The sequence below is a fragment of the Pseudoalteromonas sp. S1612 genome (assembly GCF_005887175.1).
Taxonomy (GTDB): domain Bacteria; phylum Pseudomonadota; class Gammaproteobacteria; order Enterobacterales; family Alteromonadaceae; genus Pseudoalteromonas; species Pseudoalteromonas undina.
The window spans coordinates 127,177-147,904 of sequence record NZ_PNDH01000002.1 but is presented as its reverse complement, the minus strand read 5'-3'; the positions used below and the strand labels follow the sequence as shown (position 1 = coordinate 147,904).

General features: G+C 39.3%; 17 protein-coding genes. 10 read left to right on the top strand and 7 right to left on the bottom strand.

The window, feature by feature from the left end; genetic code table 11:
- Nucleotides 1–75 precede the first annotated feature (75 nt).
- Nucleotides 76–522 (top strand): terminus macrodomain insulation protein YfbV, encoded by a 447-nt coding sequence (gene yfbV, locus CWB78_RS00925; protein WP_010389761.1) that lies wholly within the window; start codon nucleotides 76–78, stop codon nucleotides 520–522.
- Here yfbV and rlmA read toward each other — a convergent pair.
- Genes rlmA through xthA form a run of 3 tightly spaced genes read right to left on the bottom strand, consistent with a single transcriptional unit; the run spans nucleotide 506 to nucleotide 2,765 of the window.
- Nucleotides 506–1,309 (bottom strand): 23S rRNA (guanine(745)-N(1))-methyltransferase, encoded by an 804-nt coding sequence (gene rlmA, locus CWB78_RS00920; protein WP_010389764.1) that lies wholly within the window; start codon nucleotides 1,307–1,309, stop codon nucleotides 506–508. The genes yfbV and rlmA overlap by 17 nt on opposite strands.
- On the bottom strand, nucleotides 1,306–1,953 hold the full coding sequence (locus CWB78_RS00915) for an energy-coupling factor ABC transporter permease (RefSeq protein ID WP_138593936.1): 648 nt from the start codon (nucleotides 1,951–1,953) through the stop codon (nucleotides 1,306–1,308). The genes rlmA and CWB78_RS00915 overlap by 4 nt, the downstream gene beginning before the upstream one ends.
- A 5-nt stretch (nucleotides 1,954–1,958) precedes the next feature.
- On the bottom strand, nucleotides 1,959–2,765 hold the full coding sequence (gene xthA, locus CWB78_RS00910) for an exodeoxyribonuclease III (protein ID WP_109874743.1): 807 nt from the start codon (nucleotides 2,763–2,765) through the stop codon (nucleotides 1,959–1,961).
- A 240-nt stretch (nucleotides 2,766–3,005) separates the two neighbouring features.
- On the opposite strand from xthA, the gene CWB78_RS00905 reads away from it, so the two are divergent.
- The 4 genes from CWB78_RS00905 (at nucleotide 3,006) to rluB (ending at nucleotide 5,769) form a co-directional block, all read left to right on the top strand.
- A complete protein-coding gene (locus CWB78_RS00905) occupies nucleotides 3,006–3,437 on the top strand; it encodes a hypothetical protein (RefSeq protein ID WP_010389773.1) in 432 nt (143 codons plus the stop codon).
- A 202-nt stretch (nucleotides 3,438–3,639) separates the two neighbouring features.
- Nucleotides 3,640–4,161: a calcium-binding protein gene (locus CWB78_RS00900; RefSeq protein WP_055011864.1), complete on the top strand. Its 522-nt coding sequence runs from the start codon at nucleotides 3,640–3,642 to the stop codon at nucleotides 4,159–4,161.
- A 151-nt stretch (nucleotides 4,162–4,312) separates the two neighbouring features.
- The gene (scpB, locus tag CWB78_RS00895) at nucleotides 4,313–4,903 is read left to right on the top strand and encodes an SMC-Scp complex subunit ScpB (protein WP_008110002.1); all 591 of its coding nucleotides are present in this window, start codon (nucleotides 4,313–4,315) and stop codon (nucleotides 4,901–4,903) included.
- Nucleotides 4,900–5,769: a 23S rRNA pseudouridine(2605) synthase RluB gene (gene rluB / locus CWB78_RS00890; protein ID WP_008110001.1), complete on the top strand. Its 870-nt coding sequence runs from the start codon at nucleotides 4,900–4,902 to the stop codon at nucleotides 5,767–5,769. The genes scpB and rluB overlap by 4 nt, the downstream gene beginning before the upstream one ends.
- Before the next feature lie 64 nt (nucleotides 5,770–5,833).
- Here rluB and CWB78_RS00885 read toward each other — a convergent pair whose 3' ends face one another.
- Entirely contained in the window at nucleotides 5,834–6,580 is a 747-nt protein-coding gene (locus CWB78_RS00885; protein WP_138593935.1) for a YciK family oxidoreductase, read from the bottom strand.
- A gap of 207 nt (nucleotides 6,581–6,787) precedes the next feature.
- Between CWB78_RS00885 and CWB78_RS00880 the strand changes: the two genes are divergently transcribed.
- A complete protein-coding gene (locus CWB78_RS00880; RefSeq protein WP_138593934.1) occupies nucleotides 6,788–9,220 on the top strand; it encodes a VolA/Pla-1 family phospholipase in 2,433 nt (810 codons plus the stop codon).
- A 100-nt stretch (nucleotides 9,221–9,320) separates the two neighbouring features.
- The gene (gene sohB / locus CWB78_RS00875; protein WP_054200803.1) at nucleotides 9,321–10,337 is read left to right on the top strand and encodes a protease SohB; all 1,017 of its coding nucleotides are present in this window, start codon (nucleotides 9,321–9,323) and stop codon (nucleotides 10,335–10,337) included.
- 71 nt (nucleotides 10,338–10,408) lie between these two features.
- Here sohB and CWB78_RS00870 read toward each other — a convergent pair whose 3' ends face one another.
- Nucleotides 10,409–11,740 (bottom strand): dicarboxylate/amino acid:cation symporter, encoded by a 1,332-nt coding sequence (locus tag CWB78_RS00870; protein ID WP_013464802.1) that lies wholly within the window; start codon nucleotides 11,738–11,740, stop codon nucleotides 10,409–10,411.
- Between the two features lie 185 nt (nucleotides 11,741–11,925).
- On the opposite strand from CWB78_RS00870, the gene CWB78_RS00865 reads away from it, so the two are divergent.
- Together CWB78_RS00865 and topA are read left to right on the top strand one after the other, a co-directional pair.
- Entirely contained in the window at nucleotides 11,926–14,628 is a 2,703-nt protein-coding gene (locus tag CWB78_RS00865; RefSeq protein WP_138593933.1) for an Ig-like domain-containing protein, read from the top strand.
- Between the two features lie 253 nt (nucleotides 14,629–14,881).
- A complete protein-coding gene (gene topA, locus CWB78_RS00860) occupies nucleotides 14,882–17,590 on the top strand; it encodes a type I DNA topoisomerase (RefSeq protein WP_013464804.1) in 2,709 nt (902 codons plus the stop codon).
- Between the two features lie 165 nt (nucleotides 17,591–17,755).
- Here the strand turns inward: topA and CWB78_RS00855 are convergent, their stop codons facing one another.
- Nucleotides 17,756–17,998, bottom strand: coding sequence for a hypothetical protein (locus CWB78_RS00855; RefSeq protein ID WP_010389786.1), 243 nt, complete (start codon nucleotides 17,996–17,998; stop codon nucleotides 17,756–17,758).
- Between the two features lie 242 nt (nucleotides 17,999–18,240).
- Here CWB78_RS00855 and CWB78_RS00850 point away from each other — a divergent pair, with 242 nt between their 5' ends.
- Nucleotides 18,241–18,795 (top strand): TIGR00645 family protein, encoded by a 555-nt coding sequence (locus tag CWB78_RS00850; RefSeq protein WP_054200807.1) that lies wholly within the window; start codon nucleotides 18,241–18,243, stop codon nucleotides 18,793–18,795.
- 59 nt (nucleotides 18,796–18,854) lie between these two features.
- On the opposite strand, the gene CWB78_RS00845 is transcribed toward CWB78_RS00850, so the two are convergent.
- A complete protein-coding gene (locus CWB78_RS00845; RefSeq protein ID WP_138593932.1) occupies nucleotides 18,855–20,495 on the bottom strand; it encodes an alpha-glucosidase family protein in 1,641 nt (546 codons plus the stop codon).
- Between the last annotated feature and the right edge of the window lie 233 nt (nucleotides 20,496–20,728).

Here is a 20,728-nt window from a genome sequence, read left to right as displayed (position 1 = left end):
GCTATAATTGTGTTACACTTTTATAAGTATTACGTTTGTTGAAGTGTTACAAACCGTGACTATGAGGATTTATTAATGCAAAAAAGTGTGATGTCGCAAGTTCAATTAGGGCGTTCTTATGCTAAAACATGGCCAATGCGAAAAGAGGTTGCGCCATTATTTGCAGAATTTAAAGTGATCAGAGCCACAGAGCTTGCGATTACAGTTATGCCAATATTAGCCATGCTGACCCTGTTTTTTCAGATTAATTATTTAGGCTCGGGTTTTCTGCCCCAAGCGATTGCCAGTAGTCTGTTTTTTATTTCTTTGCCATTACAAGGGCTTTTATGGTTAGGTAAACGTGCGCAAACCGAATTAGAGCCTGCTATGCAGCAATGGTATAACGAGTTATTTGCAAAAATGGTTGCTAACGGTTACGACGCGCAAATGGGAAAAAACAAGCCCCGCTATTTGGAGCTTGCCGAATTACTAAAAGATATGTTCGATAAAATGGATAAAACGTTTACTAAAGAGCAGTTTTAGTAAATTGCGTAATGTAAAATGACAATGTGACGCTATGCTGTTGTTTTTGCTCAAGTGCTTGCCAATGTTCTGGCCTGAACTTCCACGCAAATGGCGTCATCATAATTAAGTTCTTAACATCGTTAAATGTAAGCGACACCTGCTCTGTTATTAATTGTTGCGATGTATTTTCAAAGCCCGCAGGTGCTGCTATTTGTGTGTGCTCGTTTACGTTGCTATAAATATAATCTTTTAGTTCTTTCAAATGAGTTGGGCCTGGGCTTGCCACAATTAAGCAACCATTATCTTTGACCAGACGTGCAAGTTCACTGTCAAATAAAGGCGCAAACACACTAACCAAAACGTCAGCAAGCTGATCATCAAAAGGCGCTTGGCTAATTGAAGCAACACTAAAATGGCATTGCTTGTAACGTTTTGCCGCATATTTTACTGCCGACTTTGATATATCCACACCGTATACGCTAGCCTGGCTGTTGTTAGCAATAGCGTGAGTATAAAACCCTTCACCACACCCCAAATCAATTACTATTTCAGCATTAAGTGGCTTTACCATATTGGCTAAAGCAGTTTGTAAAAAGCCATAATAACCTTGCTCCAAAAATGAGCGCCTAGCTTGCACCATTTCCAACGAATCGCCAGGCTGTTTAGAGTTTTTGTTTTGCACAGGGAGTAAGTTTACGTAGCCTTCTTTGGCAAAATCGAAGCTGTGATTGTTATCGCATCGTAATGTTTTATCATTAAGTGCTAGTGGCTGTTTACAAATAGGGCAATGGTAATGAAGACTCATGAGCCTAAATAGTCCTTATCAAAAAAAGTTTTTACCCAATGTGGGCGATAGGTGATCAGTACAGTGATTGCCATACCGTTTAGCATAGCCTCAGGAAAGGCCAAAATAGGACTTAGGTAAATATAATTCTCGCTCAGCTGATGCCAACTATATTCACCTATTGTGTAATAAAAAGCGCCACCGAGTATAATGTTAATACAGGCAACGACACCCGCTGTTAAAAAGCTACAAACAAATATATAGATAAAAAAATGCCGTGCTAAATAGTGATAACACACGATAAAAACTAAATAGCTGAATAACACCGGTATAAACGCACTAATGATGAGTTTTAATGCGACTAATTCAGGTGTTATTTGTCCAAAAGCAGTTAAAAGCGCTGTTGCGAGTACACAACTTAATATAGCAAGACGCCAACCTAATGTTAGGGTAACTGCGGTAATGCCTAAAATATGCAGATCGAGACCGGGTAAAATACCGGCCTTTATACGCCATAACAAAGCGAGTACCAGTGCACAGGCAAACACACCTGATTGTCTTGCTGGGGTATTAAATAAATTACTGTATGTTGATTTGTTAACGCTTAAAAAGCCGATAACGATGACAATAATCCACAGTAACCCTTGCAACTGCATGCTTAACATAATTATTAACTAAACTCTGACCAAATAGGCGCATGATCTGATGGTTTATCGATAGCGCGCAATTCATAATCTATGCCTGTGTCGATACAGCGAGCTGCTAAATCATGCGTTGCTAGTACCACATCAATTCGTAGGCCGCGGTTATCAACAAATCCTTTTGAACGATAGTCAAACCAAGAATATTGGTCGTTAATTTCTGGGTTTTGTTCTCTAAAGGTGTCTTTAAAACCCCAATTTAATAAGGTAGCAAGCCATTCACGCTCAACAGGTTGAAATGAACATTTACCCGTTTTTAACCACCGTTTTGCATTTACCTCGCCAATGCCAATATCTAAATCGGTTGGTGAGATATTAATGTCACCCATAACAATTACATCTTGATCAGGGGTGAAATGGCTATTCAGATGGGTCATTAGATCTTTATAAAATTGACGTTTGTAGGGGAACTTAGTTTCGTGATTAATGTTATCGCCTTGTGGGAAATAGCCATTCATTACATGTAAGTCGCGGCCATTCTCTTGTTCTACAGTGACGCTAATCATACGCTTTTGCGAGTCATCGGTGTCAGTAGTGAAGCCTTTTAATACCGATTTAGGCTCTTTTTTGCATAACATTGCCACGCCGTAATGCGCTTTTTGCCCATGAAAATAAACGTGGTAACCCATCTTTTGTACATCGTCTAGCGGAAACGCTTCATCATGTACCTTGATCTCTTGAAGACCAATAATATCTGGCTGGTGTTTATCAATAATAGCTTGTAACTGGTGTAGTCGAGCACGCAGACCATTGATATTAAAAGAAATCACTTTCATAAAGTTAACCTTCAAATTTATTTTTTCTATTCGTCAAATTGTATCAGCATTTAGAGCGACATAACATGACTGAAATGAGAAAATAACTGCACAATTGTTGATCAATTACTGTTTAATGTTTAAACATTGTAAATGCATTATTAAATAATAAAATAAATAAAATATTCAATTGATATGTTAAAAGTTGTCTATATAATGCGCAAAAATCGTTTGTTTAACTCGTTCAAATAGGACTACCTGATGAAAACTCAATTACTTTTAGCTGCCTCTCTTTTTGTTTCTGTTACCGCTTCTGCACAAAGCAATGCGTATTACAGCAAAGACAATAAATTAGAGTCAAACTTGTGCGTAGTAAGCGCCAATGAAGGTTTTTCAGCTGCACGTAAAATGGCAGCAAAGCATGGTATATACTTATCTCGTTATTCAAAAAGTATCCTATGTAACGGTCAAGACATTCGCGATATTGCAAAACAACAAACTGCAGCACAGCCTGCAGCATCAAAAGTTGAAGTATTTGCAAAAGATTCACATCAAGAAACACAGTTATGTATAACTGCATTAAAGCAAGGCTTACAACCAGTGCGTAAGCAAATTGGTAACTTAAACACATTAAAGTGTAATGGCCAAAACGTAACAGATTTTGTGAAGCGTTACCAAAACGCTGCAATCTAAATTACTGTATTTAATATATAAAAAGCTCGGTTTTTACCGAGCTTTTTTTTGTAAAAATTACCTATGTAGTTTGGAAAAATTGCATTATTGAATATCGCAATAGAAGTTGTTTTTGTTTAATTATCTGATTTTAATGGTTTATTTTTTTGGCATCGTATTTGTATCACTAGAATTGAAATTTATTAATACAAGGATACGTCTGATGAAAAAATTAACGATAGCTTCTACTGTTTTAGCCGCATTGAGTTTAGCAGCTTGTTCTTCAAATCAAGGTTTAGAAAAAATCGACAGTGATTTTGCAAGCTTAGATAACGACAGCGATGGCTTTATTTCTAAAACAGAAGCCGACGATGATAGTATTTGGCAGCACTTTTCAAACATAGATACAAATATGGATAATCAAATAAGCCGTAATGAATATGATGCTTATATGCAGCTAAATGCTGGAAAAGTTGCTACAGATAGTGAAGTGAGTGAGTCTGCATTTAAAGCTGATATTGCTAAGTTTGATAAAATAGAAAATGATTTTAAAAGCTTAGATAATGATAGCAATGGTTTTATTTCAGTTACTGAAGCTGATGACGATGATATATCAAATCATTTTGGTTACATGGATCGTAATAAAGATAAACAAATAAGCAAAAAAGAGTTCAACAGCTATATTCAAAAGCATGGTGATTCTGTTGCAGAAGATGATGCACTTGAGCAATTTAAAAACAGTTAAATTACGTTACTGAATGTACTTGATATCAAGCCAGTGTTTTTCACTGGCTTTTTTATGCCTATGAAACGTTATTTTGTTAATATATTTTCCTAGTTTCTGATTGTTCTGTCATAATAGATGGCTGTGTGTTTTTATTAACTTAAGAGTGATTATGGTAGGTCGGCGAATTAGTGATGAACAATTAATTGAAATCATTGAAGCGGCGATTTTTGTGGCAGATAAGCCCGTATCAAAACGTCATCTTAAGGACACGGTTTTAAACGATTTAGCAATTTCTATGGCGCGCATTAATGATGCTGTAGAGGCAATTCAAGTTCATTATCAAACCCGAGGTATACGCTTAGTTGAGGTAGGCAGTGGGTATCGTTTTCAAGCATGTAGCAGTTTAAGCCCATGGTTGAGTAATTTATGGCAAGAACGCGCTCCTAAGTATTCGCGAGCTTTACTCGAAACGTTGTCGCTAATTGCATATAAACAACCTATTACCCGTGGTGAAATTGAGCAAGTACGGGGCGTAGCAACAGGCTCAAATATTATTAAAACTCTGCTTGAAAGAGAGTGGGTTAAAGTAGTTGGGCATAAAGAAGTACCTGGGAAACCGGCACTTTATGCAACGACTAAACAATTTTTAGATTATTTTTCAATAACGGGACTTCATGATTTACCTGCATTGCCAGAGCAACAGCAAAGTAAAATTACCCAGTTATTAAGTGATCCTTCTGTGAGAGAACCATCCAAATGAGTATACAAGGTGAAAAGTTACAAAAAGTCCTAGCCCGCGCAGGGGTAGGTTCACGCCGCGAAATGGAAAAATACATTGACGCTAATCGTGTGAGTGTAAACGGTAAAGTAGCTAAGTTAGGCGACAGGGTTGAAGAAACCGATTTAATTCGTGTTGACGGCCACACTGTTAAAATTGAAGAAAAAGCTGACAGAATTTGTCGCGTAATTATGTACAACAAGCCAGAGGGCGAACTAAGTACTCGTAAAGATCCAGAAGGTCGTCGTACTGTATTCGACCGATTGCCACGTATAGATGGCGATCGTTGGATAGCAGTAGGGCGATTAGATGTGAATACGTCAGGGTTGATGCTCTTTACCAATGACGGTGAATTAGCAAATCGCTTAATGCACCCGAGCTACGAAGTTGAACGCGAATATTCAGCTCGTGTATTTGGTGAAGTGACTGACGAAACAATGAAAAACTTACTTCGCGGTGTAGAGCTTGAAGATGGTCCGGCTAAATTTACCGGTATTAAGCCTATGGGCGGTGAAGGCATTAACCGCTGGTACAACGTAACTCTTAACGAAGGTCGTAATCGTGAAGTTCGTCGTTTATGGCAATCACAAGATGTGGAAGTGTCACGCCTAATTCGTATACGTTACGGTAAATTAGAGCTTGATAAGCGTGTACCACAAGGTGGTTGGATTGAGTACGATTTAGACACAGTTAACTATTTACGTAAAACAGTTAAACTTGGTAAAGAAACGCAAACTAAGCTGTCGGTTATCCCTGAAAAACGTAAAGATAAACGCGCGAAAATAAATCAAATTCGTAAGGCGGTTAAAAAGCATAATCAACGTGTAAAACCGACTAAACGTAAGTAATTACGCTACTAATAAAACAATAAAGCCGCTTTTTATAGCGGCTTTTTTACGTTAAAACTAAATATTATTTTTTAACTTGTGCGTCTAACGATTGGCCATTGATATCTTTTGAGTCGTCGCTCATTAAATACAGATAAGTTGGCATTAAATCTTCAGGTGTCGCAAGTAAATCACGATCCTCACCTGGGAATGCACTTGCACGCATTGATGTACGGGTTGCGCCTGGGTTAATACAGTTAACACGGATTGGCGTTTTTTCAACTTCACACGCCCATGTTTGCATCATACCTTCAACCGCAAATTTAGAAATTGCATAAGGTCCCCAAAACTCTCTTCCTTTACGACCGACACCCGATGAGGTAAATACCACTGAGGCACTTTTTGATTTACGCATGACAGGGAATAGCGCTTTAGTGATCATCGCTTGTGCGGTGACGTTTACTTTCATCACATTTTCGAATGTTGATGAACAAAAATGCTCTAACGGCCCTAAAGTACCTAAAATACCAGCGTTATTTAATAGTCCATCAAGGCGGCCAAATTGACTTTCGATTGTTGCGGCTAAATCTCGATAGTTCTGCTTAGTTGCACCTTTTAAGTCCATAGGCACAATCGCTGGCTGTGGGTAGCCTGCATTGACGATTTCGTCATACACACATTCTAGTTTATTAGTTGTTTTTCCTAATAAAATAACGGTTGCACCATGTTTAGCATAGGTAATAGCTGCGACACGGCCGATACCATCACCTGCGCCTGTGATCAAAATTACTTTGTCTTTAAGTGCGTTTTCAGTTGCTTGATAGGTATGCATAAAAGTACCAATGTTTAAATTTTTTTTGATTTTAACATAGCAAATCGACAAGTAATCGAATTTATTACAAATTTAGGTGGCGAAACTAGAAAGTTTACGTTAAGTTTAACTGGTCTAATGTCTCATTAATATACTAGCTACATTATTTTAACTTAATTACACTGACTATAAACACACTATAAAAATAAGATTTGTGCGGAGAACACTATGAAAAAAATGCTACTCTCGCTCTCAGTTGCAGCTGCATTAGCAGGCTGTGGCGGCGGAGAAACGTTAGAAGATGTTAAAAACGATTCAGTTACAGTTATTCCAAAAGCTACGGTAAAGTTTGACCCTGCAAATGGTGTAATTTCGGTTCCTAATGATTTATTGATGAGTGGTACGCTTGATGGCACACTCAATATTCCTGGGGAATTAAATGACGAGAATGTTTCTATCTCTCGAGCTGAATATGCAGATCCGCAACTAGCAATAGGCGCACTTGATGGCTGGTCTACTCAAGTGCCATTCAAAATTGATCTAACCTTTCCACCGGGCATTAGCCTTGATCAAACGTCTGCAGCTTCACCAGGCTCTGTACGTATTTTTGAAGTGATCATGGGTGCAAGTTTAACTGATGCCGAATGTTCGCAAGCACCAGCCGGTGCAGCATGTAAATTAGTAGGCGAATTGACCTTTGGCGTGGATTTTGTAACCCAAGCTTCTGGTGATGCAGTAGCTATTGTCCCACTTAAGCCTTTTAAAGCCGGTAGTTCATACATTAATGTGCTAACGACTGGACTGAAAGATTCGGAAGGTCGCTCAATTGAACCATCTTCAACATATGCCACTGTTAAACAAGAAGCGCCTTTAGTAACGCCATCACAACTTGCGCTGCAAGGAGCTGTGAATAGTTATGAAAACGTAGTAGTAAGCTCTGGTGATATTACAAAAGACGATATTATTTTTTCTGCTGCTATGACAATGCAATCAGCAGGACCAGTGCTTGGCACGATTAAAAAGGTTTTAGCAGCAAGCTTAACAGAGCCAACAATTCCAACGCCTGCGTTGCAAATTCCAACTCAGCCTATGGCTAACGTACAACAAGCTTTTGCATTGCAGGGGGTGACTGTACCTGATGTGTTCCAAGCTGCGCAATATCAAAAAGGCAGCATTCAATTACCTATGTATTTAGGCACGCCTGAAGGTAAAGAGATCAGTGATTTAAACGATACTTACTGGCAAGGTATGTGTGATAGTGCTGTCGCTATTTTAGGCTATAAAGCGCAAGCTGGTGAAGCGTTCCCAACCGATCCTATTAGCACTAACGATGCAATGTGTGCTGCTTTGAGTGATGGACAGCTTCGTGATTTAGGGCTTGATAGCACTAAACACTTAACTAAATATAACTCACTTCCTAAAGTGCAGAGCATGGCTAATGTGCCAGTGCAAATTACTAAGCCGATTTTACCGGTTGTTAATGCATACCGTACAGGTTTAGGTTTAGAGCCATTTACTGCTATGCCAGCAGGTGGTTGGCCAGTAGTGATTATGCAACACGGTATAACCACACAAAAAGAAAGCATGTTAACACTAACAGCGCAGCTTTCACTGCAAGGCTTTGCCACAGTTGCAATTGACCATCCTCGTCATGGCGAGCGTGGTGTAGACGTTGATTTAGACGGTAATGATGACTTTAACGCAACGACAGGCTCTGTACTTAGTTACATGAACTTGAGCTCATTATTAGTAGCTAGAGATAGCCTACGCCAGTCAAGTGCTGACTTACTTGGTTTACGTTTAGGTCTAAACTTCAGCGGTGATAGCGCAATGAATTCACAAGATGTGTCTTACATTGGCCATTCTCTGGGATCAATTGTAGCGCCTGCGTTTATTGCACAAGCTAATAGCCCATTGGCCGACCAAGTAGACCCATTATTTAAGGTTAACGCTGTAGCATTAGCAAGTGGTGGTGGCGGTATTGCAAGCTTCTTACTAGAATCAGCAGCGTTTGGTCCATTTATTCAAGGCTCTGTACTTTCTCAAGCAGGTACTGCTGAATCGATAGAGTTTAAGGCATTCAGAGATGGCCCCGCTGTTTCTAACTGTGGTGAGTCAGCGCAAACGCAAGCAAGTATCTCATGTGGCTTTACTGAGTTTGCAAAAGCACTAACGATGGCGGGAGAAACTGATAAACTTGCTAATATCAAGGGCGTGATGACGCAGTTTGTATTTGCAGCTCAAACAGCATTAGATAGTGGCGACCCAACCAACTATGCAGCAACGGTTAAAGCACTAGAAACACCTGTATACATGAACGTAGTGGTAGGTGATGGCACAGATAATAACAAGCCAGATCAAGTTATTCCGCCGATGACTGCCAATAACCCAATTGCAGGTACTGTCCCTTTGGCTAACTTTATGGGGTTAGAAACAGTGAGTACCACTCAAGCGCCAACAGAAATGGGCTCTAGCTATTTAGTTAAATTTAATACCGGCCATCATGGGTCAATATTAACGCCAGCACAAGATGAAGGTGAGTCGTCTACAGTTGCGGGTAGTGCAGCTGCGAATGCTGAAATGCAATTGCAGGTTGCTACTTACCTAGCTTCAAGAGGGCGCCTTTTAATGGTGCAAAACACTGAGGTTGTGACGAATTAATAATCAACCATTCAATTAAGTACTAAAAGCCACTGTATAGTGGCTTTTTTTTATTTTAAAGCATGCTAAATTGACTGAAATTTATAAACGGAGAATACAGTTGGAATTTTTATACGAGTACGGTTTGTTTTTTGCTAAAACCATTACCTTTGTTATTGCTATCGCTGTCATTTTGACCTTAATTGTAAGCTCGGCTGTTAAGCCAAAAGCAAAAAAAGGTGAGATAGAAATAGATGACTTATCAGAGCAGCTTACTAATATAAAAGAAAGCTTTTTAAATAATACGCTAGGTAAAAAAGAGTTAAAAGCCTATCAAAAGCAACAAAAAATAGAGCAAAAAAAAGCTGAAAAAGAAGAGCCTAAATCACGACTCTATGTTATTGACTTTAACGGCAGTATGGACGCACATGAAGTAGAGAGTTTACGCGAAGAAGTGACTGCGATTATTTCAATCGCGGACCCTAAAAAGGACAAAGTGTTAGTTCGTCTTGAAAGTGGTGGCGGCGTTGTGCATGGCTATGGTTTAGCTGCATCACAGCTACAACGTTTTAAGTCAGCTGGTATTGAGTTAACCGTATCAATAGACAAAGTCGCTGCCAGTGGTGGCTACATGATGGCTTGTGTGGCTGATCATATTATTGCAGCGCCGTTCGCAATTGTTGGCTCTATTGGTGTTATTGCACAAATTCCAAACTTTAATAAAATATTAAAAAAGAACGATGTTGATTTTGAACAAATTACGGCGGGCGAATTTAAACGTACGCTAACGTTATTTGGTGAAAATACCGATAAAGCCCGTGAAAAGTTTCGTGAAGAGATAGAGCAAACTCATGTATTGTTTAAAACGTTTGTAAGCACACAGCGTCCCAGTTTGAACATGGACTTAGTGGCAACGGGTGAACATTGGTTTGCAACCCAAGCAATTGAAAAAGGGTTGGTTGATACTATTAAAACCAGTGATGATGCATTGTTAGAGCAGCAACATCAGCATCAAATATACAAGGTTCAATACAAAATTAAAAAAGGTTTAAGTGATAAGCTTGCAATAGGGCTTAGCCATGGAGTGAATAAAGCAGGTGTAAGTTTAATGTCAAAATTTAAGGCGTTAAATCCCTAATAACAAAACTCAATAAAAAAGCCTTGTTACTTAAGTAGCAAGGCTTTTTTTATAACTAACAAGAGAAGCGGTTAGTCAATTGACTTGTGATAGTCTTCTAAATCTTTAGCTGCATTAGGGTCATTGAAGATACTTTCATCTAATTCACCCTCACTTTTAGCAACTACACAGGTTACCATACAGTCACCTGTTACATTTACTGCGGTACGGGTCATATCAAGTAGTCTATCAACACCTATTATAATTGCGATGCCTTCAACCGGTAGGCCTACTTGGTTAAGTACCATAGCTAGCATAATTAAGCCAACACCAGGAACACCCGCTGTACCAACCGAGGCAAGCGTTGCTGTTAATATCACCATTAAGTAATCAGATATAGTTAAATCAACACTAAATACTTGAGCAATAAATACCGTAGCGACACCTTGCATAATTGCAGTGCCATCCATATTAATGGTTGCGCCTAATGGAATAGTAAATGAAGCCACTGAGTTATTAGCGCCTAGCTTCTTAGTTGCAGTTTCAAGTGTGATAGGCATAGTTGCGCTTGAACTTGAGGTGCTAAAAGCAAATAAACAGGTGTGCTTCATTTTAGCTAAGAAAGTGAGCGGGTTTAGGCCTGTAAGTATTTTTAGCAGTAGGGTGTAGTTTACGAATGCATGTAATAGCAGGGCTAAAACAACCACGCCAAAGTACTTAGCTAAGCTCACAATTAAGTTAAGCTCGATAGTAGTAAATAACTTAGCCATTAAGAAAAATACGCCGTAAGGGGCAATATTCATTAATAATGTAACTAGTTTTAAGATAACCGTGTTTAAGTCTTCAAATACTGTTGCTACACGTTTACCTGCTTTACCGCTAAGTGCCATTGCGATACCAAATAATAAAGCAAACACAATAACTTGTAGCATATTACCTTTTGCCATTGCTTCAAATGGATTAGTAGGGAACATATCAATAATAACGCGAGCTAAAGTTGGTGCTTCTTTTGCGTCGTAGCTTGCTTGAGAAGGAAGCCCAATCCCTTCACCTGGATTAAATAGTAGTGCCAGTGTAATTGCCACTGTAATAGCTATCGCTGTGGTAACCAAATATAGGCCAATCGACTTTCCACCTAAACGGCCTAATTTTTTAGGATCGCTTAAACTACAAGTACCACACACAAGGGATACAAATACCAAGGGAACAACTAGCATTTTTAAACTAGCTATAAATATTTGCCCACCTACATGAAAAAGGCCATCAACAAAAAAGGCTTTAATTGGCAAAGAGAATAACCCAAGAGGGATTAGGTAATCGTCTTCACCAGCTAATATAGCCTGAAATATAAAGCCTACTGCAACACCAAGCACCATACCAATCATGATGCGAGTAGTTAAACTCATTGAACGGATTTTAGACATATTTCCAATCTATTTTTTATAAATTTGGCATAGACTAACAGCATGTAATTTTTTTTACAGGAAAAACGTCAACTTTTTAAAAATTTTTATCGCAAAAAGAAGTAAAAATCTGAGATTTTAGACTAAGTTATAGGTTAACATTAAGTAAATAAGTTTAACTTAGTAATAGCGCATTGGAGAAACATATGCCTTTAACCCGTTTGCTTAGCATTATATTGCTCAGCTCATTACTCATTGCTTGTGGCGGTGGTGGCTCACTTGAGAAAGAGACAGGAACCGTTGGTGGGGATACTGGAAGCGACAATGCCGTACTAGATACCCAAGTTGAACTTAATTTTGAAGATCGAATCGTTACCGCTAACAATCCGCTTGAGGTCGTTGCGACTGTAACTGACAGTGATGGACAGCCTGTTGTTCGTCAAGAAGTTAGTTTTACTACAACACTTGGCTCTTTCATACCTGCTACAGCAAGCGCATTAACAAATACAAGTGGTGTTGCAACTATTGAGCTCAGTGCAGGCAGTGTTGAAGGAGCAGGAACTATTGTTGCCAGCTACGAAGGCTCCACAAGTAAGCTCGGTTTTTATACCGCAGGTGATGAGCCGCAATCTAATGACTCTGCTGCAAATATTGACATTAAAATCTTACAAAACTGTCCTGATAGTTGGTTAAATATTGATAGAGATTCTACAGAACTTGATCCATCTGATTGTTCACAAAATAGCAACTTACTTGGGCAACAAGCGATTGTTTATGCAAAAATCACAAAACCTGGTAGTAATACGCCAGCCAGTAATGTACTGGTTCAAGCGACAACCACGCTAGGAATTTTACTACCAGAAAGCTTAACAGCTAAAACTGATGCGTTTGGTGTCGCTATTTTAAATTTATTGCCTGGCAGTAGCTCAGGCGTTGGCCAAGTTGAATTAACCGCACAGGGTGGAGTTGCGAGTGCTTTATTTGAAATTAATGCTGTTCAAGTAAATGTTAATTTAAGCGCAGGTATTGCTACCGGAGATGTGCTATCTGCAGGTTCTACCACGATTATTACAGCTCAGATTGTAGACGGTAGTAATAATGTATTTACTACTCCGCTGGAAGTGCAATTCACTTCTGCTTGCGCAGAAGAATCCACTCCTAGGGCCACTATCGATAATGTGGTAACGAGTATTGGTGGTACGGCAAGTGCAACTTATAAAGCTGATGGCTGTAATGGTATAGATACGATTACCGCGACCGTAGTTACTGGCGGTAATGTTGCAACAAAAACTATAAACATAAATGTAGCTGCGGCTCAAACTGGCTCAATTGCGTTTATGGGGGCGACTAATCAAGTGTTAGCTATTAAAGGAGCGGGTGGTCAAACCTTGACCGAGAATTCAGAACTCACCTTTAAGCTTTTAGATGTAAATGGAAATCCAGTGGGTCAAAAGCAAATTGATTTTGCACTTTCACAAAACCCTGGTGGGGCTCTATTAGACAGCGCATTTCAATTTACTAACAACGAAGGTTTAGTGACTGTAAACGTTCGTTCAGGAAAAGCTGCTGGTATTTTATCTGTGATTGCTTCGCATCAGATTGATAGTAGTGATACCTCACAGAATAGTGTGATCTCTATTGTTTCTAATGACATTACTATTACGACAGGTGTGCCAGATCAGGATAGTTTCACGCTTGCAGTGCAAACCTTTAATACCGAGTCATTAAACGAAGCAGGAGTAACTACAGACTTAACCGTATTTGCAGCCGATCATTTTAATAATTTTGTACCAGATAACACGGCAATTTATATTGCCAGTGAAGGTGGTGCAGTTGGCACTATTGATGATGAACAATTTACACCTTTATTACTTTGTCGCACCACAGACGGTGTGTGTAAAGCGCAGTGGCGTAGCCAAAATCCAGTCCCATATCATTACAGCATTTATAATAATTCTGTTGCAGATAAATGCGACCGTTATTTTGGACAATCTGCACCTTGTACTTTAGGTATCAGAGAGTTACAACTAGACGCAAATGGTAACTTAATTAATTATTTAGATAGCAATGGCGATCCAATTGCGCTAACTGATGCGCCTAATGACTCGCCAATTGATTACCCACTAGGTGGACGTGTTAGCTTACTTGCTTATTCTGTGGGTGAAGAGTCATTTAATGATGTATCTGCCAACGGTGAATTTAATCAAAATGAGTTTGACTCAACTCTACAAGATTTACCTGAAGCTTTTATAGATTTTAATGAAAATGGGGTGTTTGATGGGAATTTACCAGCGCCAATAGACCCTGTTGATTCTAATGGTGGTGAAGATGAGTGGTATGTGGAACGCTCAGGCCCATTAAATAATGGCCTGTATGATAGTGGTGATGGTATATACAATGGCTTGTTATGTAGTGATGAGGCCCTTGCTGCAAATGCGTGTACTCGTGAAACAGTTAATGTGCGCGCTCGTTCAGAGTTAGTTATGTCAGGTAGTACACCTTACATTAGAGCTGTAACGGCTTTAAATGACTGTAGTTTAAGTGATGGTATTCGCTTAGAAGCTTCTGATATGGCAGGTATGTGCGACATAAATCTTATTGATATCAGCGACTCAACGCCCTACAGTGCGATTTCAGTGACTATTTTCTTCAGCGATATTCATAACAATCCACTGCCTGCGGGTACTACAGTGAGCGTCACTGCCGACAATGGTGTATTAAGAGGGTTAACAGATTACACCGTGGTTAATACAGCACAAAAAACGCCAATCTCTGTTTCAGTTAATATTACTAAAGAGGCTGAGCCAAATGATGTTGATTCTGGGTTTTTATACATTGAGTTTGAAACGCCAGGAGGTGTAAAAACCCAATATACCGTGATGTCGATTTTAGACGAACCTAAGGTTTAAAATATGTGAAGGATAAAAAATGCCAACCAATAAGGTTGGCATTTTTGTTTCTATTCTATATATTCCACATCAATTATTCAAAAAACGCTGGTTTGTTTAAATTAACAACAGAAATTGTTTGTTTATTCAGTAAATACTGAAAAGTTTGTATTAAAAGCTTGTAAGAACTAGTGTTTGTAGATATACCTATAAATATTCGCGCCGCATGAGTCGGCTAAACACATTTAAAAAACTAGGTTAGAAATAGGCAACTATGGGCAAATCGCTAGTAATTGTAGAGTCACCTGCTAAGGCTAAAACAATTAATAAATACTTAGGTAATGATTTTATCGTTAAGTCCAGTATTGGGCACGTACGAGATTTACCTACATCAGGATCGGGCAAAAACAAAGTACCAGCAAGCAAAACACCTGCTGAGGTTCGTAAAATGCCACCTGATGAGAAAGCAGCGTATAAACAGCAACGTGACTACTCTAACTTAGTCGCGCGTATGGGCATCGATCCCGAAAAAGGGTGGGAACCACATTACGAAGTATTGCCGGGTAAAGAAAAGGTTGTTCAAGAATTACAAAAGCTTGCCCAAAATGCTGATCAAATCTATCTCGCAACGGATTTGGATAGAGAAGGGGAAGCAATTGCTTGGCACCTTCAAGAAATTATTGGTGGCGAACCTGAAAAGTATAAGCGCGTCGTGTTTAACGAAATCACTAAAAATGCAATACAACAAGCGTTTGAAACACCGGGTGAATTGAACACCGATATGGTTTTTGCACAGCAGACCCGTCGTTTTCTAGACCGTGTGGTTGGTTTTATGGTCTCACCTTTGTTGTGGGCTAAAGTTGCACGAGGTTTATCGGCAGGACGAGTTCAATCTGTTGCAGTGCGTTTATTGGTAGAACGCGAACGTGAAATTAAAGCGTTTATTCCTGAAGAGTTCTGGGATATTCATGCAGATGTTAAAAATAGCGAGTCTGACTTACGTTTAGAAGTCACTAAACAAGCAGACAAGCCATTTAAGCCTGTAAATGAAGCACAAGCTACAGCAGCAGTTAAAAGCCTTGAGAATGCCGAATACAAAGTTGTAAGCGTTGAAGAAAAACCAAGTAAGAGTCGCCCAAGTGCGCCATTTATTACTTCAACCATGCAACAAGCCGCCAGTACTCGACTCGGTTATGGCGTTAAAAAGACCATGATGCTTGCGCAGCGCCTATATGAAGGTGGTTACATTACCTATATGCGTACCGATTCTACTAACTTATCGAAAGATGCGGTTGAGATGTGTCGTGAGTATGTAACCAATGAGTTTGGTGCAAAATATTTACCTGCTGATCCAATTAATTACAGCTCAAAGGGTAATGCACAAGAGGCGCACGAAGCGATTCGTCCTTCCAGCGTATCGGTACTTTCAGGGCATGTTGAAGGTGTGGATGCAGATGCTAAAAAGCTTTATGAGCTTATTTGGCGTCAGTTCGTGGCTTGTCAAATGGTGCCTGCTGAATACGACTTAACCACATTAACCGTTGCCGCCAATGATTTCACATTAAAGGCAAAAGGCCGTGTGCTTCGCTTCGATGGTTGGACTAAAGTACAGCCAGCAGTGCGTAAAAAGAACGAAGAAGATCAATCACTTCCTGCTGTTAAGCAAGGTGAAGTTCTCACCTTAGTTGAGCTTGATCCTAAGCAGCATTTTACCAAGCCGCCAGCACGTTTTAGTGAAGCGAGCTTAGTTAAAGAACTTGAAAAACGTGGTATTGGCCGTCCTTCAACTTACGCGTCTATTATTTCGACTATTCAAGATCGTGGCTATGTTCGAGTAGAAAATCGTCGCTTTTTCGCTGAAAAAATGGGTGAAATTGTTACCGATCGCCTAGTTGAAAACTTTACTGATTTAATGAACTTCGATTTTACCGCTAAAATGGAAGGTCGTTTAGATGATATCGCTGAAGGTGAGCGTGTTTGGACGCAAGTTCTCGATAAGTTTTATGCTGATTTCTCAACCCAGTTAAACATTGCTAAAGGCGAACCAGATGAAGGCGGCATGCGTCTTAATCAAATGGTAGAAACCGATATTGACTGTCCAACCTGTGGCAGAAAAATGGGCATTCGTACTGCTTCAACGGGCGTATTCTTAGGCTGTACAGGTTATAACCTGCCACCTAAAGAGCGCTGTACTACTACTATGAATTTAGTGTCGGGTGATGAAGCGGTTGCAGCTGATGTTGAAGACGTTGAAACAGAAACATTAATGCAAATGAAGCGCTGTCCTATTTGTGAAACAGCGATGGATTCATACCTTATCGACGAAACCCGTAAATTGCATGTGTGTGGTAATAACCCAGCATGTCAGGGACATGTTGTTGAAGAGGGTACCTTTAAAATTAAAGGCTACGACGGCCCTATTATCGAATGTGATAAATGTGGCGCTGATATGGAATTAAAATCAGGCCGATTTGGTAAGTATTTTGGTTGTAACAACGATGAATGTAAAAATACACGTAAGTTGTTAAAAAATGGCGAAGCTGCGCCACCAAAAGAAGATCCAGTTCATATCCCTGAATTAGAATGTGAAAAGTCTGAAGCCTATTTTGTATTACGTGATGGCGCGGCTGGTATTTTCTTAGCTGCAAATACGTTCCCTAAATCACGAGAAACACGTGCTCCTAAAGTAGAAGAGTTACAACGCTTTAGAGATCGTATTTCGCCTAAGTTTTACTACCTAGCTGATGCACCAGCCAAAGATCCTGATGGCAACCTTGCTGTTGTGCGTTACAGTCGTAAAAACAAAGTCCAATATGTGATGACTGAAGTTGATGGTAAAGCAACTGGTTGGACGGCCCATTATGAGGGTGGTAAATGGGTAGAAGAGGCTAAGAAAAAAGCTGCGCCTAAAAAGAAAGCTGCAGCTAAAAAAGCGCCAGCTAAAAGTAAAGCTAAAGCCAAACCAAAAAAAGATGATGAATAATTAATTATTCATCGCTTTAATAATAAAAAACCGGAACGCACAGCCTGTGACAGTTCCGGTTTTTTTTTGCATTATCAAACCTATCGCAATGGCATTTTTAACCTGATTTTTTATTTTACAGAGTTAAAATGTAACCAATTTAGGTTTGAACCGCTCAATTATTCATTAAATCTTAACAGCAGTGACTTTGTTATAGCCTTCAGATGTTAGTTCATCATTCACACACTTTAAAACATAGTTATAAATTGCTTCATCGCTTACGTCGTCTTCTTTAGCCCAGCTAATACACATTTCTGTGAACTCTTGAATCGTTTCGGCTGAAGCGTCTGTAGTATCGCTTGCAACTGCATTTGCAGCTGATAAAGCGAAAAATGGTGCAACGATTAACGCGAGTAATGCTTTATTCATTTTTTTATTCCTAAAAATGGAGTAACAATCGATTATGCATTCAAATAATGCCTACATAAAACAAGTGTAACCAAGCCAGAACATCTCTGTTGGTAAACTGATTTTTAATCACAATTCACACAAAGGAAAACGAAAAATTTTTATCGTCAGGATAAGCATATTGCGTACCTACTTTTAGGCTGAAGTGATTGTGTTAGCGTTTAATTTAAGCTAATGTCGCGTTTTAATTTTTAGGTGCCCCTATGTCAGAGCCACACACAAATAATACAAATAAAAAAATACACCCTGTTCATAAAGTTGAACACGGTCTTGAGTCGTTTATATTTAAAGGACGCTGGTTACTCGCCCCATTTTTTGTAGGCTTATTATTTGCTGTGGTTTTACTACTTATAAAGTTTTTTAAACAACTATATATGATGGGGATAGCGACGTTTACTGCTAGTAATCAAGAGCTGTTGGTTGGTATTTTAACTTTAGTTGATACTGCATTGTTAGCAGGTCTGCTATTGATTATTATTTTTAGCGGTTACGAAAACTTTGTCTCTAAGCTTAATATCGAAAATCATGAAGACCGCCCTGTATGGATGGGTAAGGTCGGGTTTTCTGGTTTAAAAATGAAGCTGATCAGTGCAATAGTGGCCATTTCAGCCGTTGAGCTGCTTAAGGTATTTATAAGTTCTACGTCTCATTCTAATAATGAATTACTCTGGAAAGTGCTGATACACGTTACGTTTGTGGTATCAGGTGTACTATTTGCATTTACTGATTATTTAAATAGTAAAACAATTAACCACTAAAAATTTGCTATAAAAAACCCGAGCAATGCTCGGGTTTTTTATTTTTAATAATGTAAATACTAATTGCAGTTGGCGTAATAACTACCAAATGGCTCAACGGTCAGTGTTTTATTATTAAGCTGCGCGTTGTAATGAGAAAGCGTGTTATGTTCTTTCTCAACACTAACATCAATAACAAGCTCTGCTTTTGCCCCGCTTAAATTGAATACACACAACATCTTTTCTTCGTTTAATGTGCGGTAAAACGCCAAAATTGGCTCGGCGGTTTGTATAAACTCAATATCACCTTCAAGTAATACTGGCTGGTTTTTACGCCAGGCCATAAATTCACGGTACGCGTTTAATATTGAGTTTGCATCATTCTCTTGCTCAGCAACTGCTTGTAGCCTGTGTTGTTGATCAACAGGTAACCACGGTTTTACCTCACTAAATCCTGCATTGTGTGCATTTGGTTGTGAGTTATCTAGGTTTACCCAAGGCATTGGGGTACGACATCCATCACGACCTTTAAAGTTTGGCCAAAAAGTTATGCCGTATGGGTCTTGTAAATCTTCAAACGCAACGCTGGCTTCACCGAGTCCGAGTTCTTCACCTTGATACATACACACGCTGCCACGAAGAGAGGCAAGTAGGGCGGTTAACATTTTACATTGCGCTGGGTTTACCTCTCCCGTTTCACTCCAACGGCTAGCAACACGTTCTACGTCATGGTTGCTAAATGCCCAGCAAGGCCAGCCTTCAGTCATGCGTTGCTCAAGTGTAGTAACGGTATTTCTTATATACTCGCTCGAGTAATCATCAGTTAAAAGCTCAAAGCTATAGCCCATATGCAGTTTATCGCCGCCTTGGGTGTATTCTGCCATTGTGGCTAATGAATCTTCAGATGAAATTTCACCCAGTGATACGGTACCAGGATACTTGTTGAGTAAAGTACGAATATCACGCATAAACTCTATGTTTTCAGGCTGGGTATTATTGTAGTAATGGTACTGAAATGCATACGGGTTATCTTCGCTAAAGCCACGGCCTTGACGCTTTTCTTTTGGTTTTGCTGGATTATCACGAAGTAAAGCGTCATGGTAACAAAAGTTAATTGCGTCTAACCTAAAGCCATCCACGCCTTTTTTAAGCCAAAACTCAACATTATCTAGTACGGCTTGGCGAACATCGGGGTTATGAAAGTTAAGATCAGGCTGTTCAGTAAAAAAGTTATGTAAGTAATATTGTCCACGACGTGGCTCCCATTGCCATGCACCGCCACCAAAAATAGACAACCAATTATTAGGTGCTGTGCCGTCTTCTTTAGCATCGGCCCATACATACCAATCAGCTTTATCGTTGGTTAAGTCTTCACGACTATCAATAAACCATTGATGTTGGTCTGAGGTATGGCTAAGCACTTGGTCAATAATAATTTTAATATCGCGTTGATGCGCTTGCGCAATTAACTCATCAAAATCTGCTAAATTACCAAAAAGCGGGTCAATATCACGATAGTCGCTAATATCATAACCAAAATCTTTCATTGGCGATTTAAAGAAAGGTGAGATCCAAATAGCATCCACCCCTAAGCTTTTAATGTAATCAATACGATTTATTATCCCTTTTAAATCACCAATGCCATCGTTGTTGCTATCTTGAAAGCTACGCGGATAAACCTGATAAATAACCGCACCTTTATACCATTGCTTTTGGGCCATGCTTTTCTCCGTTTTCACACTGTCTTTGTGTTGTTCTTTTTTTAGAGGTAATAATCCCCGTTTATTTGAAAAAGCATACTTGAAGCCTGTCATACTGTAAAAATCCTGCATACGTATGCACCGATTTTAAGGTATTAAAACAGGATGAACTAATCGTTCAGGGAATCGATTTGAGTCGTGGATTATTCTTATTATATTTTACCAATTCTAATATGGAGTTGTTAATTTATTGT